This window comes from Laspinema olomoucense D3b (genome assembly GCF_025370785.1).
Classification (GTDB): domain Bacteria; phylum Cyanobacteriota; class Cyanobacteriia; order Cyanobacteriales; family Laspinemataceae; genus Laspinema; species Laspinema olomoucense.
In genome coordinates, this window is sequence record NZ_JAMXFA010000021.1 from 38,196 (window position 1) to 56,093 (window position 17,898).

Genomic DNA, 17,898 nt, shown 5'->3' on the forward strand with positions numbered 1-17,898 from the left:
TTGAGCGGCGATCGTTTCCGATATTCCATCCCCCTAACGGTGAGGGCCTTCCTCCCGGGGGTCCATCGATACCCCAGGGGAGAATCTCTAATCCCACACTGTTCAATTTAATGTCATGATTTTTTCATTGTGGGGTCAAAAAATCTTTTTAGCCGCCATCAACCCCCTCGAATTCAGCCGATTCTAGCCTTTAGTCCCTCCACAGACAGCTCAATTGTCACATGGGTCAAATGACTCGCATCACATCCTCTGGATAGGGTTTAATTCATAATAGAAGCATTTATGGAAAGCTCAAAACAATTGGCGGACTGAGTGTCCCCTGAACCCGAATGGAACCCAGCCATTTCCATGTCAAAATCAGCCTGGGCAATGAGTGGGTTTAACCCCTCACTTCCCAAAGCGGGATGTCGCTCCAACCTCCCACGGAAATCCAGAGGGAAAGGCGATACACCCCCAATTCTGGGGGGTCCGATCTTAAAAGCCCTCTGAGTGGTCAAGAAACCTGCCCCAACTTTAAGACTTAGTTTGATTGAGAAGACGGAAGATGTTTAATTCAACAGCACTACTCATTGAAGCTTTCGTAGAACGCCTGCAAGAAGGCTACCATCGGACCTACGGAGGTTATAAACCTGATTACGCAGAAATCCTGGCTTGGGCCGGTGGTATGGCCTTAGAAAATATTGCCAACAGTGATGCCCTGTATCACAACGTAGAACATACGATTTTGGTAACCTTAGTCGGACAAGAAATTCTGCGCGGTAAACATATTCGAGAAGGCGGCGTATCCTGCGAAGATTGGCTCCATTTCATTATTTCCTTGTTGTGTCATGATATTGGCTATGTCAAGGGAGTCTGTCGCCAAGATGAAGATAGTAAACGACTTTATGCCACCGGCAGAGATGGTTTGAAAGTACCGATTCCCTTTGGATCTACGGATGCCAGTTTAACCCCCTATCATGTCGATCGCGGCAAACTTTTCATCTCCGAACGTTTCGGAGGTCATCGCCTGATTGATGCAGAAGTCATTAAACGCAATATCGAGCTCACGCGCTTTCCCGTTCCGGCAGATGAAGATCATAAAGATACCTTTAATTATGCGGGAATGGTTAGAGCCGCAGATCTCATCGGTCAATTAAGTGATCCCCGCTACTTGCAAAAAATTGCTGCCTTATTTTATGAGTTTGATGAAACTGGGGCGAATAAAAAGCTAAATTACCGCCATCCTGGAGACCTCCGTCGGAACTATCCAAAATTCTACTGGCATGGTGTTTTTCCCTTTATTACCCAGGCTCTGGCTTACCTGAATTTGACCCAACAAGGTAAACAAATCGTCGCTAACCTCTATGCAAATGTCTTCAAAATAGAACATGAAGACCAGCAGCTTTCTGAGGTTGCCTAAACCCAACCGGCGATCGCATCCAACCCCTTCCCCAATCATCCCTCAACAGGGGAACGATAGAGGATGAAAGGGAAATTTCTACTGTTCGCAGTAACGGCTTAAGTCGTTCTCACTGTTGGGTCTGAGCAACAGCAGAAAACTTACCCTAAATAAAAAGCGCGATCGCTCCACAGAGATCGCGCTTTTTATTATCCTAGAAACTAAAGCTAAACCCCCGCCTCCGCCTTCAGCGAGACCAGCTTTTCACCTTTAAGCATTCGTCCGGCAGCTTCCAGTAAGGATTCCTCCAAATAGGGTTTTGTGAAATAGCCACTAGCTCCCATTTGAATTGCCATTTGCCGATGTTTGTCCGCACCCCGAGAGGTGAGCATCGCGATCGGCAGCGTGGTGAGTTGCGGGTCCTTCTGCATTCGCGAGAGCAGTTCGAGTCCATCCATTCGGGGCATTTCAATATCGCAGAAGACCAAATCGCAGGGGAGACCCGATCGCATTTTTTCCCAAGCTTCTTGACCATCCCGCGCCTGTTCCACCCGGTATCCCGCCTTATTAAAGGTCATGGACAACAGTTCACGCACCGTAATCGAATCATCCACAATCAGCACCGTTGGGTCGATCACCGCCTCGATTTCAGGCTCTGGCTGAATCCGGTTACCCAGGGCATCTTCCCACAGAGTGCCCGTGCCTTCTCGGCGCAGACGTCCGGCAGCCAAATCGAGCAACTCTAAAACGTCCGCGATCGCCACAATTCGGCCATCCCCCATCACCGTTGCACCTGCCACTCCCACGGGCTTCGGCACAGGTCCTTCGAGCTGTTTAATTACAATTTCCTGCTCCCCTAACACCTGATCCACCTGAAGAGCCAGGAAGTTACCCGCCGAACGCAGAACCACCACCGAAATGATATCCTCTTCCGGGTTGGCCCCATACACCACCCCGCGTCCGAGATGACGATTATAAACCAACAGTTCTCGCAGGTGACGGAACGGCAACATCGTATCCCGCCAGGGAATAAACGTCTGTCCATCTTCCTTAGTTTTAATGCGATCGCGGGGGACATCAATCATATCTTCCACCCCATCCATCGGGAACGCAATCCGGGCGCGATCGCTAATACAGCACAGGGCCTTAGAAATACTCAAAGTTAGAGGCAACCGAATCGTAAAGGTCGTCCCCTTACCCATAGTCGAATCAATCGTCACCACCCCACGAATAGCGCTCAAGCAGGTCCGAACCACATCCATCCCGACCCCGCGACCCGCCAAATCATCCGCTTGATCCCGGGTACTAAATCCGGGCATAAACAGTAAATCATAGACATCCAAACGGGTCATAATCTTCGCCACTTCCGGCGAAATCAACCCCCGTTGTAATGCCTTGGCTTTCACCTTTTCCGAATCAATCCCGGCTCCATCATCGGAGACAGAAATCACCGTTTGGTTCCCTTGGTGGAACGCCCGCACCACGATCCGCCCAACCGGGGGCTTACCCTTTTTCCGGCGCTCTTCGGGAGTTTCCACCCCATGAGCCAGAGCATTGTTAACCAAATGGGTCATGGGGTCCGAGAGTTGCTCCAGAATCATTTTATCGATCAGGGTTTCACGGCCCTCAACCTGAAGCTCCACCTGTTTGCCAAACTTAATCGCATTATCCCGGACCCCACGGGGTAGGCGATCGGCAGTTTGAGCAAAAGGCACCATGCGCGATCGCGTCAGTCCCTCTTGTAACTGAGTCGTTACCTGGCGCAGTTGGCGGGTCACCTGTTCAGTTTCATCCACCAAAAATTCAATATCCGAAGCCGATTCCCGGACCCGAACAATCAACTCCAAAATATCTTGGGACAGACTATGGAACGGCGTGAACCGATCCATTTCCAAGGCGCTCCAATCGGATCCGCCATTGCCTTGGTCCTTATGGCTATTACTGTTTCCCACCATAAAGTGGTAGTTTTGTCGGGAAGCCAGCAGAGAAATTTCCAAGAGCGATCGCTCGTACAAATCCTGCATCCGCTGCCCTACATCCGTAAGCTGGGAGACCTGATGCAGCAAATTATCCAAAAACTGCCGCATCCGTTCCTGATTCTGCTCGATGCTATTGCGATTAACAACCAGTTCCCCCACCAGGTTGCTCAGGTTGTCTAATTGTCGCACCGGGACCCGCATAGTCTGCTCAAAGCCCCCACGCCGAGGGGCTCTGCCCCCGGACTCGTGGGAACCTGTACCTGGAGTTTCAATCAATTTCGTCAGGGTGGCCCAATCATCGGAAGCCGTGGTATCTGGATCCGATTTGGGGAAGCCCGATGAGGATGTTAGGGAGTTTGGATACGTCGTCGGTAAAGCAGCCACAGCCGTGGAAGGGCTGGTTGCCCCTGGTTTCTGGCTACTCACCGGGTTTAACAGAATTTCTAACTCCTCAAAACTCGCTTTGAGCGGCCCCATTGCTAACAAGTAGTCTAATTCCGTAAAAACATCTGCTCCCTGGGTCAGTTTGGGTTCCGGAGGCAAATCCAGGCGCTCTCGGATGGGAGCGGATATTGCCACAGGGGTGGCTTGGCCCAGGTCACCCATCACGGAGACGGACGGCTCCTCCCCAAATAAGGATTCAAAGTCTAAATTAACCTCTGTGGACGAAGAAAATCCTGACCCTGACCCAGTTGCCTTCGATGGCCCTTGGGGGGGCGGGGAGGTTTGGTTGACATCAAGGTTAGGCGATCGCCCCGTCGGTTCATCGAACAGGGACTCTAAGTTTTGATAAAAGTCGCTAGTGTCTTCCGGGTCTTCCGAACTCTCCGGGTCCCAGTTCCAATCCTCACCGTCCAGGTTGCTCTGACTCTCCTCGAAGAGGTTGTAGTTGTCATCCCCTGCCGCCAGTTCCTCCCCAAACAGTTCGGAATCTAAAGAGGAGTCCTCCAGTAGATCAAGCTCTGCGATCGCCCGGGGTGGTTCATCATCAAACAGGCCGTCCAAGGCTTCTAAGACATCGGACTGTGGCTCTGAATCGGTTTCCTCAAAGTCCAACCAAAACTCGTCAGACTGCCCAGAAGTCCGGGCGGCTTTTCCTTGCCCTACCGGCTCTTTCGCGGCTTGAATTGAGGGCGACGGGGCCCTGTCGAGTTCAAATAAATCCGTCAAGTCGTCTTCTATAGCTGCACTTTCCGAGGGTTCGGAGTCAAACCAATCCATTGATTCCTCAGACGAGGTAAGATTCAACGAAGCATCCTCATCCTCGCCGGTCTCTCCAAACAAATTGTCAAAATCTTCCTCATCAATGGGAATTTCAGTAGCCAGTTGCGGTTCAAACCTGTCTCCCCCAGCTTCTGTGCCACTTTCAAATCCATTGATTTCCAGCAAATCCCTAAATTCTGAATCGTCCGCTATTTCTAGGGAAAACTCCGCCTCCGGTTCCGGTGGGTTCATTTCAGTGACGGCATCTAGCGGCTCATCATCCCACATTTGCTCCCAATCATCGGGCTCTTTGAGTTCTTCGGTGGCGACTTCCTCAAACAAATTTCCCAAGTCATCTAGTTTTTGACTGGAGGACTTGAGCGGTTCTACGGGGGTGGGACTCCGGGGAGGTTCGCTGATGCTGCTATCCTCCATCTCTACAAATCCCTCAAGTCCGAACAGGTTACCTAAATCCTCTTCGTCATTTTCCGGACTACTCATCGGGGTCCGATTGCCCGAAGGGGGTTCAAATAATAAATCGTCAAAATCATTGGTATTAGAGAGAAGTTCTCCCGGGTCCGGGAGTAGAGCCTCCCGGGTCCCTTCCCCGGTATTTGCTTCTTCTACGACTTCTTCTCCTTCCCAGTTTTCATCAAAGTAGGAACTCTCTCCTTCAAATAAGTCCGCCAGAGTGTTGAGTTCCGCTGCTCCTACTTCCGGACCACTATTATAAGTGGGTTTGCTACCCCGTTTATCTTCACTCCAGGTCTGGTTGTTTTCTGCATCCGGATTCTTTTTCCTTGTAGAGTCGCGCCCTTGGGATGTTCGTTGATTGTGATCAGAGTTTGACACGTTATTAGGCATAGGATTAAATTTTGAGTCTGTATGAGTAGTTTCCGATAGGATTGGGATGGCTGATGAAGTTGCGGGTTGTTGTTGAGGCCGGAGGAGTCTTTCGAGTTCTGGACTGACGGTAATGGCTTCGGCATGGCCACAGAGAACCTGTTCTCTAGCCTTTTGGATTTCTTTGATGAGAATAGGGGCAAGAACCCGATAGCTATATTCTGGAGTAGCGATCGCTGTGGCTACCTGCTCAATTAAATGACACCACAATTTTAAATCGAATTGCTCTCCGGCTCGTATCCACTGGCGGCAGATTTGTTGCATCCGTTCTTGTCGTTCAGGATTTTCTCCCTGCTTCAACAGATGCACCATTTCTTGCAACAGCCGAGAAACATCACTTTTAAAAATGAGTTGTTTGGCACTGTCTTCTTCTGCGCCTCTGTGCTTGGGCGGACTCTGGAGGCGGGTGAGTTCGCCTCCCATCTGGATTCTTTTCTGGGTGCGCGTCACGAAGGCTGAGGGACTCTCTTGTTCCTGAACCAACTGGGCTAAATGCTTGTGAAGTTGGGCGATCGCCGGTTGGACTTCGGCACAAATCGCGGCTCCTTTGGCTTCGTCTAAGGGACCGGGAACGCGGATTAATGCCACAGTATCCTGAAGCCCCCGAAACACTCTCAAAAATAGGGACGAAAGCGTGGAGTCAACTTCCACTTGCACATCCTGAAGCACTTTAAATTCGTCTTCTAGTTTGTGAGCGATTTGTTGAATGGCACCCAGTTCCAGCATTCCTGCCCCCCCTTTAACGGAGTGGGCCGCCCGAAAGAGTTCCGCAAGTACGGAGGGATCTTGTACCGCGATCGACAGATTTTGCAACCCTTGTTCTATTGTATTGAGGTGTTCTGTGGCCTCCTCAATAAAATAGCCCATTATTCGCTCTCGTTGTTCCGGCTGCATAGCGGGTGTCCCATTCCTATTCCTATTTGTTAAACAAGGGTCTCATCGGCTTATCTAACGGAGTTTTATCCCCTTAAAAGGTCCGGATTTTGCTGATTAAAACGGCCTCCGCCAGCTTAGAGGGATTGTCGTCCGCAGGTGACAAGCGGTCTTCTCGGGATTAAGGTCCGTCTACAGGCATCGGTCCTTGATGGGTTGGACGGCTTGTGACCTGGGATCAATGTACCCATTCCTACCGATTCGGTGATCAACAGGTCCCGTTGTCACCCTGAGAGACCCTCGGGCCGCTGTTTCTAAACAATTGTAGAGACACCCTAGAGCATCTCTACAATCACCCATTCACCCCCCACCCAGGCAGAGATTAAAACTCTTGCCGGTGCTTAAAGGCAACTTGTAGACCCTAGCGACGCTCTCCAGTTTCCACTCGGAACCGTTCCACCGAGGTCAACAGGTCTCGCGCCACACCCACGAGGTTTTGCAGAGAACCCGAGACCCGCTGGGCTTCTTGGGAGGTTTCCTGGGCGGTGAGTTCCACCGCTTGCATCACCTGGGCGACCGATCGCGACGTTTGGGATTGTTCCACCGTATCGGCCGTAATCGATCGCACCAACACATCGATGCGATTAGTCACCTGAATGATATTTTCCAAGGCCCGTTTGGCTTGTTCTGCCCGCTTCGTCCCCTCAATCACCTGTTGGGTGCCTTCCTCCATTGCCACCATCACCCCGCCGGTCTCGCTCTGAATTTGCATCACGATTTGCTCGATTTCTTTGAGCGCTTTAGCCGAGCGATCGGCTAACTGACGGACTTCATCCGCCACAATCGCAAACCCCCGACCCGCTTCCCCGGCACGAGCGGCCTCAATACTAGCGTTGAGCGCCAAGAGGTTAGTCCGTCCGGCGATCGTCGCAATCAAGGCCACAATTTTGGAAATTTCTTGAGTCGATTCCGCCAGTCGCTTGACTTTTCGCGTAGTTTCTGCAACCGTTTCCCGGACTTCCAGAATCCCCGCCACAGTCTGTTCCACCGCCTCTCCGCCTTTTTTAGCCGTTGCCGAGGCAGATTTTGCCACTTCTTCGGCCTCCCGAGCGTTATCAGCCACCCGTTGAATCAAATCCGTCATCACCTGGACAGAATTGAGGGTAGCCGCCAGTTCTTCGGCTTGTCGGAGGGCATCTGTGGATAAACTGCGGGCAAACGATTCGCTATCCGTTGCTCCTTTGGTCACTTGTCGCGCCGCCAGTTTCACTTGCAGAACGATTTCCCGCAGGTTTTGAATCGTTAGATTAAAGGAGTCAGCCACGGCCCCGAGGACATCAGCAGTAACTTCGGCCTGCACCGTCAGGTCCCCTCTAGCCGCCCCTTCCACATCATCCAGCAGACGAATCACTTGTCGTTGCAAGTCTTCCTTGGACTGTTCCTGTTCTTCTGCCTTCCGTTGGGCTTCCGAGGTGGTCGTGTAGATGATTCGCCCCATTTGGTTGAATTTAGCGGAAAGCTGGCCGAATTCATCTTCAGTATAAACCGTCGCTCGGGCGGACAGATTGCCCTGAGACATCGTATCGAATTGCGCGTGTAAATCGTCCACCGAACGGCGAATCAACTTCGCGCTGGCACTGCCGACCCCAAAACAAGTGAGAATGCTGGCCCCTCCAGCAACTAAGGCCATCATGGGGTCCTTCAGTTGTTGGGGCCAACTGCGTTGACTGGAAAACGCAAAAGAAACCGAAGCCGCTGCGATCGCTGAGACTCCTCCAGAAATTAACGCAATCCACAGGAATTTTTTCACCAGGGACGCATTTTCCAAAAAGCTCAAAATCCCCGGTTCTGTATTTGCTACCGCTTCTACCGGAGGATTTTCCGGCTGAGTAAATACGGGGACTTGTTCGGCACTTCCAGCGAACCGAAAAATCTCATCATCCCGAATGATCGACCCATCCGTATCTTCTCCAATATCGTAGCTATCGTCGATATTTCGGAAGGAGGCTTTTCTGCCCATGCTACCCATTCCAAATCCACCCGTACTCGAACCTGTCGTATCCTCAGACAGATCGAAATCGGGAATATTATCCGGAATGTTGCCGAAATCATCAAAATCATCGAACTCACCCAAAAAGTCAACGCCCTCTTCTTGGAGAGGGGACGAGGTTGCGATCCGGTTCGGAAAATTCTCCCCCTTGCCCTGAGAATCAAAGGCATTGTCCCCACTAAAGGCGTCGTCAAAATCCTCTAAATCGTAACTAGGGGCGCGATTGTATCCATTCGTGGGTTCAGAGACGAAGGTCTTACTATCGTAGTCATCATCCTCTTCTATTTTCGGTTGATCCAGTCCTTTGGGCTGGGAGTAAGGAGGCCCTGATGCTTTGGAAATTCTGTTGAGCGCTGGAGTCTGTTCGAGCTGTTTGCGTCCCATCAACAGGGTTTCTTCTTCCTCTGAAGGGGGGTTAAAGTCAAAGTCTTCGTCAATATCATAAGGAATGCCCGGATCCCCCGCACCGTTTCCATTCTGATGGTAGGATGCCTGTTCATCATCCTCGCTGAACTCATTCCCTACATCATCGACGGCATCGAACAGGTCAAAGTCTGAGTCGATCGCCGACCCATTGTTGTTGTAATAACTGGTTGCTTCGTCATCCTCTAAGGGGTCTGAATTGGACTCGAAGTCCATATCATCTTCTACAGCAAACGCATCTTCAAACTCCTGAAACGGGGTTGCCAAATCCATCAGGTCCAAATCATCATGGCCCCCATCAAAGGGAGAGTGATTCGAGACCCCGATCGCCGTTTCCTCCCCCACCAAATCCGGCATTTCATCCTCTCTAGGCAAAAAGTCCGGTAACTCCGATGCCAGGGGATCTCTCCATTGGTTGTTTTGGACCTCGGAGAGCATTTCTTCGTCATCAATCGCAAAGGGGTCTTCATCTGCCATCCCCTCATAAGCCTCTTCGCTTGTAAAGGGATTCATCAAGCCGCCCTCTTCTGTCCCAGCAGAAGCCACTCCTAAATCCCCCGAATCATACCCCTCCAACTCATCAAATTCCATTGATTCGAGTTCGCGATTCGGGTCCACCGGATCCAGTTCCAGACTCAAGTCCTGTGAATCCGACCCAATCTGGTTGATAGCTAAGGCTTCATTGTAAGCCCGGTCGTGCAAACCCAGGGCGGAGTCCTCTTCTTCCCAGAATTCTTCTTCCTGGCTCGGGGCTGGGGCTTCCAGCTCATACAACGCCGTATCTTGTTCCGATTGAATCGGATCAAAATCCGTCTCGAACTCCTGCGCGGCGGAGTCATATTCATTGTCCGACTCATACCCATACTCGGAAGGCTGCATCCCTTCTGAAGCGTACTGATTGGCGTAGTCTATGCCTTGGGACGCTCCCTCAACGAACGCCGGGTCATCCGTCAGATTCAGCACCCCTTCGTACTGACCCAGTGCCACATCATACATTTGCAATCCATAACAATAGATGTGACCGGCTAAGAGTCGCGCACTGGGATCCTCGGGAAAATTCGCCACTAATTGATTGACGATTCCCGCTGCTTCTTCATAATTTTTCTCGGTATAGGCCGTTAAAGCTTGTTCGTACTCCTGCTGATAGTCCGTACTTGATACCATTTGCCCCCTCCTGGCGGTGCCTACCTGGTGCGCTCTTACAATTTTTCTAGTGAAATCTTATCAAGGTTAACTAAAACTATAGTTATATCCATTGGATTTCTGGACTGCCTTGATGGGATTCTAGGAGACTGATATTACAAAAAAAAATGGATTTAAAGCCCCGTCCTTATTAAGACGGCTTTTAATAGGTGTGCTATAACTGAGTGTAGTGTATCGACGTAACGATAGCCTTTCCCCGTCTGATCCGATCGCCCATCCATGCTCAAACCTTTGCTCTCCTTGTCGGGGCTGTACCTCATCAGTTTGACCGGGGCTAGAGGGGGGTTGTGGCAAAACTTGAAATAGAAAGGCCCCCGCCACGAGGAGTCCCCAATCCGGGCCTCGGATATCTGCTCGAAAACCAATAGAGAAATCAGTCCGGACTGAGCGCCCCTTTCCCCGTCCTCAACCCAAAAGTTTCTGGGGCCAACTGGCTCAGCCCTGAGTTTAACTCCTGTTTCCAGCCCGATCGCCTCACCCAGGGCGCACCTACGATTCGAGCCTTTGGGTGGGAGGTGGGGTGGCTGAGTACCAGAACTCATAAATGTCTCATCTGTGGTTTTGTACTGGACAGAGATGGGAATGCCGCTCTTAAGAGACTCAAGGGAACCGTCCGTACGGTCCGGCTTCCTAGAAGGGTCCGTACCGCCCTAGAGGCATTGACTCGGTGGATCTGAAGGTGAAATCCTTCAAGGTTAGCCGAGTCGCGACAACCGGAAAACGCTGCAACAGTGATACTGGGAATCAGGCTGGGTTTACGGTGCAAAGGAGGTTAACTTTCGGATGAGTTGTAATTAGCTTGCGCTGAGTTTAACTCGCCGGGGCGGTTGGTCCTGTGGGACACCGGGGGTCGGGGCTATTTATGCTGCCCATCGTGCCGATCGCACAATCGCCACCTGATCCAGCAATCGCAAAATTTTCTCCTCTTGTTCTTTAACTTCTTCTTTGGGTGGGATGACCCACTCCCCCCGTAAAAAAGGAGCCATACTGTCTGGAACATTGGTGGGCAGTCGGACTTGCTCCACATCAAGCCAGTCCATTCCCACGATTTGATCAACCGCTAACCCTAGTATAGTGTCTTGGTCTTCGACTGCGATCACGGGAATTTCGGGGCGATCGGTATTTAACGTGGTGGGTTCTCCGAGAAATTGCCCTAGATCCGCGACCCAAATTACCCGCCCACGAATATTGAGCGTTCCCAATAGTAAGGAGGAGACGTTGGGAATCAGTGTAATGCGATCGGGGGATTGGGAAATCACCTCCCGAATCCCCGTGGCACTTAAAGCAAATTCATTGCCAGAAGGCACGAAAAACCGAAGATGTAACTCCCCTTCAGGGCTTTCTAATTCTTGAAATTCCGGTGCTTGTTCTAAGCCAATCCCCGTTAAAAAGTCCGGATTACCCACCATGATTGCAAGTCCCCTATCTTCTGAGTAGCTGTTTGACCGTTCCCACCAGTTCAGTGGGCTGGAACGGTTTGGCAATGTAAGCATCTGCGCCTTGCTTCATGCCCCAGTAGCGATCAAATTCTTCACCTTTCGACGAACACATGACCACTGGAACGTTTTGGGTTTTGGGATCAGCCTTGAGACGGCGACAAACTTCGTAGCCATTCATCCGAGGCATCACAATATCGAGTACCACCAGATCCGGGCAGGTCTCCTGAATCCGTTCCAGGGCTTCTAAGCCATCACTTGCTACGGTAACATTCAATCCACTCTCTTTCAGTAGGGTTGAGATCATCTCCCGTTGCGTGACGCTATCTTCTACAACCAGAACTGTACTCATAACTTCCCTTCGCTGAAAAGCTCTCTGAACAGATTAACGGGACCGCCCCCAGGGCGGCGTGCTTGTCTTAGCCCCGCTGCCTCCAGGTTATGCAACCGGAGACATTTGAGGGATGGGTTTAACAGTGCCAGCGTCTTCAACACAGTGGGTGACAGGTAGTTTTCCTTTGAGAATTAGAAATAAATCCTATTATATTGGCCCCAAAGCACTCATAAAAATCAAGGCTTTCACCCCCCACCCTCTGGTGCGGTCAATTTGGGTAGCCCACAAAGGGGGTATTCAAAGAGCCGATGAGCCTCCGGTGCGATCGCAGGTTTGCTTTAAGGGGTAGGGGTTGGGGTCCAACTAACCGAGGGGGACAAACGAGCAGCCTCCGGTTCGGGACCCTTTCTGGGAAAAGAGCGTTCGTTGGCCTGGTTTCGTGCTAATGATAGTTTACCTCTTCACGCTCCCGGATCTAAACAGACTGGGATTCTAGTTTCCAAAAGTTTCTCATTTTCTGGTCCTGGGCTACGGTTTTAGATGCCAGGGACAAGAAACCTGGTTTTTAGCCTAAGTGGGGTACTCACTGCCCAAGAGTTTGTCAAAAAACCCAGTTTTTAACATAAGCGGTCCCCCCGGACTAAATGGGATGCCGCATGGAGCATCGATCGCCCTGGGTGTGACTTGCCCTTGACAATGATGGCGATCGCCTCCGAGGGCTGAGTGTTTCAAGGATAATCCAGACTAGAGTTCCGCTTCTATCACCTCGGCTAATACCCGGTCCGGTTCAGGAACATCGGGGTCTCCGGGGCCAATATATTTTTCGACAATGGTTAAGAGTTCACTTGAACCGAAGGGTTTGGTGAGATAGTCTGTGGCTCCCACCATTCTAGCTTTGACGCGATCGATAAAACCATCTTTGCCCGTGAGCATCACGATGGGGGTCTGGCGAAAAGCACTGCTATGACGGAGCATCGCACAGATTTCATACCCATCCAGTTCGGGCATGGTAATATCGCACAGGATCAAGTCAGGTTTGAGGTGAAAGACTAAACTTAGGGCTTTGAGGGGATTCATCAAGGCAGTTACTTCATACCCATATTGCGCCAGGATCGCTTCCACCGTTTTACCCACAGTCAGGTCATCTTCGATACAGACTACTCGGGGAATTTTCAATCCGTGATCTACATCGCATTCTCCCAACCCGTTGCCATTTAAGGGGGAGTTTGGATAAAAAAGTTGGACCAATCCCAACTGAACGAAGGGATAGATGGCACGGGCAACGGTTAAGATATCCCGATTCAGGTATCGAGACATTTGGCGGAGGTTGGTTGTCCCATCTGCCCAGCGATTGAGGTTATTAAAGGTATTTTCCGGAAGAGCTTCGCGCATCTGGGCAGCATCGGAGATCACCGGGCATTGATTGGGGGATTGGATATGGGGATGAAACTGTTTCCACTCCTGAACCTGCTTGATAATTTTGGTCACGAGGGGCGCAATTTCCAGGGTGGTCAGTTGCGGCGCGAGTGCCGGACCCATTTCAAAAATAAAGGAGCCTTGGTGGAGGCTGAGTAGATCGAAGAGGGTTTCGCGAACCATGCCCTGAATGATGCTACGTCCTTGGGCTGGGGTGAGGATGTGGTTTTCTAGTAAAGCCCATAAATAGCCATATTCTAGAGCGTTGGTTGCAGAGATGGAGAGGTTGGTGATGCTATCTAAGGCGGATTCTGCGTTATAGCGCCGCAGGAAGTCCCGCAATCGGGATAGGCTGGTATCCGTATTGGCGGCATAAATGATTTGTCCATTGGAGAAGAACACAAACCAGGATTGGTCACAGGAGCGCGATCGCTTATCTCGGTAAGGATAGCGATACACCAAGGAGTCCCGCACGTTATCGCGTCCGCCACAGGTATTGCCGGAGTTAATCCCATAAGCTTCTACAAACAGTTCTCCTGTTCGCTGTCCCAGTTCAATGAGTTGTAGAATGCTCCGAATATCGATTTCATTCAAATTTCCCTGCATGCCACTAAAATTTTCTCCTTAAAACCGTTTGAAACCGACCGTGCTGTAAGGCCCGCAGGGGTAGGGAATACACTGTTCACCTGAAAGTAGGGGATGCCTGGAATCCCTGTTGATTGAGAGCAGGGAACTTTGGCTGCGCTATTTCATTTATTCCGAGCCCAGCAGCCAGCTACAATAGAAAGAGCCGCAAGAATAATGATCTGCCTGTGGAACCCCTGAAATAAGGTGAGACTCCTGCGTTAACAAAGAAGGCTGGATTGCTGTAGCCCCGTTGAACCAGCACTTTTTAGAATGGTTGAGCGGACCTAACACAGCATCAGTGACAGACAATGACAAGCAGATTTACATACCATAATGTCCGCAAAGTTGCAATACCTCTGATTCGGGTAGTTGTTTGGAGCCGGTTGTAGCACCTTGACAAGACCTTGACCGGGGATCTTTGAGAAGATCCGCCTCGATTTGAGGTAGCCTGGTCAAAGCAGCCGGACTAGAATTGTCAAAGCTGTCCTTTTACTGTACCGTCTTATTCCCCGGTAGTGGAACGGTGCGCACGGATTGTTATGATGCGCGAATAAGCCGGATGAGTTCCTCGGCTGGCCTATTCCCACCCCAGAATTCGGGGGTTTTACCCTGGGCAAACCCGGGAGTCTTGCGACAACAGGCTTTAAACTGTCCTGGGCCTGATACAATAGAACAAAATTTTCTTTCTCTCCCGGTTCTGGGGCTGATTGGAGATTCCGGGGTCTACCCATCAACCTCGTCTGACCTTATGCGATCGCTTCCCTGATAGGGTATGATACGCCTTTATAGGTTCTGACCTGTAACTGCCAGATGTGTGTTCCAATTTTTTAGACTTTTTCCGTTGCCAGCGGTGGGTGAAGGGTAAACCACAAAGTCCATTCGGGCTGATGTGACCGCCACTCTCCCAGACGCTGTTTAAGCCCTAAAAGCAGATAGAACAGCAGATAGCTCGGCAACTGAAATCCCGCTCGGAATCTTCAGGGAGGGATTCTGATCTACAGTGTTGGTTCTGATTATAGGTCAACCTGTCCCCTCTTGCTTGGGGCGATCGCCTAAATCAAGCTGGGCGATCGCTGGCCTAAGTTCTCCCTATTCTGGTTTACTGTTAGGGGTCGGCATAGCGATCGCCCCTCGGGGATCGCGTTGGCTCGACTCATCCTAACTAACCCAGGACATTCTAACCATTCACCGGAGGTCACAAAACTTAGCTACCCTTTAAACTCAACTCATCGTTTGGGTTGAATAACGGGTTAGCTTATGCTAACAAATGCTAATATACGCTACCATTTAGGTAGGCCATAATACTACTGCCCTCAACGCAGTTAAAGTTTGGGGAATATACCCCCATACGCTTCTGAAATGTCAGCCCCCCTCCCAGTGGGAAGGGACTTGGGCCACCCATCGGCACTGAAAAGCTGACACTGCCAATCATGCCGTTACCCGGTAAACAACTTGATGAATCCCCCCGACTTCCGATGATTTGCTTTTTCAGCAGTTGCCAGACTCGGCTCAAAAGCAGACATTTAGTTAGCTCGGTTTGAAGGAGCGTATCCAGGTTTCGGAGAGTTCCCCGGGAAATAAATTCCCGAAAAAATCCCTCCCCCTTCTCGCCAGAAGCCCCGGGTTTTCAGACAGGTTTTTAACAGATGAAGGCCAAATCAACCGCACCAAAAATGCCCAAAAGCCAAGAATTTATTCCGTTGAATCCCATTCACCGGATTCAATTAAGCCGGTCATTGTCTGCTTACGGTGATTTTATTCTCTACCCCAAAAAAATAAGAGGGTCAGACCCGGGAAATTTAGGCCAACCCGATACCCCTAAGCTGACGTTAGTTCAAATATTAGACCAGATATCGGCGAATATAGCCATCACCCGAATTATTTTAAATACCCTGCTAAAACAGGTTAAATCAGTCCCCCCTCACATAAAAAATTTTATAGTTAAAACTGCTGATATAGCACTAAATTCACGCCAAACAGGGTCAAAAAAGGAGGCACAGATTCATCCCAATGAGTATAGCAGTCGCCGAATGGATAAAGTCCCAAAGGGATTGTTCCCCAAGTTGGCTATTAACCCCCCCAAAATGTATCCTGATTATTTAGGACAGGTCACCCTAAACAACAGGCTGCCTCACCGGAGTTTCCTAACGGTTAACCCTTGCTTTTTTTTGCAAGAAAGACCCCCTTGTTTCGGGAATTGATACGGTTGGGTTGAGGCCAGCCTTCAACGGATTAATGGGTTAACTTAGGTTAGCAAAAACGTATCAAAGTATTGGTTGAGATCAGAATTCGGCATAGAAACGGAAGAGGAAGAGCGGCGTGCTTTATCTAGCGGAAGTACAAAAACAGAAAAGCGGCTTTGGCCTGGGTAGCGGTAAAGCTGAACTCAAACTACTCGCCTGTCAGCGAGGTGAACAAAGTTGGGCAGCAGTACCCGGATCGGAGACGATCCCAGCGGACGATGCCAATAATTTGAATGCGGGGACTCTGGTACTCGTCGATCTGAGTCCTAATAAACAAATTAAAGGCAATATTGAAGAGGCGGCTAACCGTCTCGTCAGTATTTTGCAGGGATTCTCCCGAGGCCAAGAGAAAATTAAAACCAAGGAAGAAGAAATTGAGCAGTGGATGCAGTCGCTGACTTACCAAAGTCAGGAACTCCAGCGCCGCGAAATGGAACTTCAAGTTCGAGAAGAAGAAATCGCTCAACTGGAGTCTCAACGCCAGGAAATTCAAGGCTCCTCGGAAGAAGCACAACGCATTCGCAATGAACTGCAAGCCAAGCAGCAGGAACTGGATGCTGCCCTGGAAAAACTCCAGTCTGAAAAACAGGGGATGGAGGCGCAATTGGCTCAATCCCAACAGTCCGTTAAGTTGGATGAGGGACTTGCCACTCACATTCAGGAATTGCTGGATTATCTGACCCAAACAACTCCTCCGACTGCCTCCCTTGGGGAACAGATTGCAGTCGTCCTAGAACAGATTTCGTCACAGCAGGCGGTTCTTGATGAACACTGGCAACGTTTGGAACAACATCGTTCCCAAGCCCAGGTAGAAGAACAGGAAGCGGAGGCCAAACAACAAGAATTAGGGCGATTGCGCCAAGAGTGGGAAAAAAATCAGGGAGATCTAGCTGAGGCTCACTCGCAGTTAAAACTCCTGGAAAAGACGCTTTCGATTCAGCAAAACCAGGCGAATACTCTTGATGCTCAAGTGCAGAACCAAGTGATCTTAAGAGAACAATTGGTTCAACTTTCGGAGATGTTTGAACAGGTGGCGGTGGTTCCAAAGGTGGATATAGAAGCCTTGGAACGGATGCCAATTGAAGAATTACAAGGGTTGGCACAAAATCTCCAGCACGATTTGGATAAAATCTTTCAATTTGTGAATGGTCAAGAAGAGGAGTTGAAGTTACAGCGGGAGACGATTCAAGAGCTAGAGCGACAGTTGGCGAATGCGAATGACTCCGATCGCTGGAATATTCAGCGCAATCTAACCGATGAGCAGGAAGCGTATCAAATGTTAGACCAAACTTTGGTGGGTCAGCGCCGAAACCTCCGGGAACGTCAAGAAACCTTGACTCACCACCAAGCGGTTCTGGCTCGTCGTCAAGGTCATGGGGATGCGACGCCTGTTAAGCAAGCTCAACCGATGGATCCGGTGTTGGCACAAATTGACCAACAGAAACAACTTTTGGATGAGCAACTGGCTCAGATTAAACAGGAAATCGAGCAAACTCGACAGTCTCTCGATGGGGTTCAGGGTCAGGTGAGCGATCGCGCCAGTCAAATGGAGGGGAAACGACAGGCGATCGAGCAATTGGAGGCACAGTTGGTGCAACTGCGGTCTAGCGCGGCTCAATTAAGGGGTCGAGTCACCAATTATGAGGAGATGTTGCAGCCACTGCAAGACAAGCTCAATGAGCTCAAGTCTAAGCTGGAAGAAGTCAGCAGTTTGTTGACTCAGGTCCAGGAAACCGAGGGTCATCAACAGCAGGCCGTCACCCAGTTGCGGGACCTGTTGATGGGATTGATTACTTCCCAGTCGGCTGAGTTGGCAGCATCGTAGCATCC

The 17,898-nt window shown here is 50.4% G+C and carries 7 protein-coding genes and 1 pseudogene; 3 read left to right on the forward strand and 5 right to left on the reverse strand.

Annotated features, from left to right (window positions below):
* Window positions 1-544: 544 nt before the first annotated feature.
* Entirely contained in the window at window positions 545-1,399 is an 855-nt protein-coding gene (locus NG792_RS16495) for an Npun_R2479 family HD domain-containing metalloprotein (RefSeq protein WP_261198057.1), read from the forward strand.
* Between the two features lie 206 nt (window positions 1,400-1,605).
* Here the strand turns inward: NG792_RS16495 and NG792_RS16500 are convergent.
* The 5 genes and pseudogenes from NG792_RS16500 to NG792_RS16520 all read right to left on the reverse strand — a co-directional run.
* A pseudogene (locus NG792_RS16500) lies at window positions 1,606-6,321 on the reverse strand (response regulator); the annotation flags it as partial.
* A gap of 436 nt (window positions 6,322-6,757) precedes the next feature.
* Entirely contained in the window at window positions 6,758-9,973 is a 3,216-nt protein-coding gene (locus NG792_RS16505; RefSeq protein ID WP_261236105.1) for a methyl-accepting chemotaxis protein, read from the reverse strand.
* Window positions 9,974-10,872: 899 nt separating this feature from the next.
* Complete coding sequence (locus NG792_RS16510; protein WP_261198060.1) at window positions 10,873-11,421, reverse strand: chemotaxis protein CheW; 549 nt, start codon at window positions 11,419-11,421, stop codon at window positions 10,873-10,875.
* Between the two features lie 13 nt (window positions 11,422-11,434).
* Window positions 11,435-11,800: a response regulator transcription factor gene (locus NG792_RS16515; RefSeq protein ID WP_254566766.1), complete on the reverse strand. Its 366-nt coding sequence runs from the start codon at window positions 11,798-11,800 to the stop codon at window positions 11,435-11,437.
* 726 nt (window positions 11,801-12,526) lie between these two features.
* Window positions 12,527-13,804, reverse strand: a complete 1,278-nt coding sequence (locus tag NG792_RS16520; RefSeq protein WP_261198061.1) for a response regulator — start codon at window positions 13,802-13,804, stop codon at window positions 12,527-12,529.
* Window positions 13,805-14,828: 1,024 nt separating this feature from the next.
* On the opposite strand from NG792_RS16520, the gene NG792_RS16525 reads away from it, so the two are divergent.
* Entirely contained in the window at window positions 14,829-14,987 is a 159-nt protein-coding gene (locus NG792_RS16525; protein WP_261236106.1) for a hypothetical protein, read from the forward strand.
* Between the two features lie 1,157 nt (window positions 14,988-16,144).
* Window positions 16,145-17,893, forward strand: a complete 1,749-nt coding sequence (hmpF, locus tag NG792_RS16530; RefSeq protein ID WP_261236107.1) for a pilus motility taxis protein HmpF — start codon at window positions 16,145-16,147, stop codon at window positions 17,891-17,893.
* Window positions 17,894-17,898 lie beyond the last annotated feature (5 nt).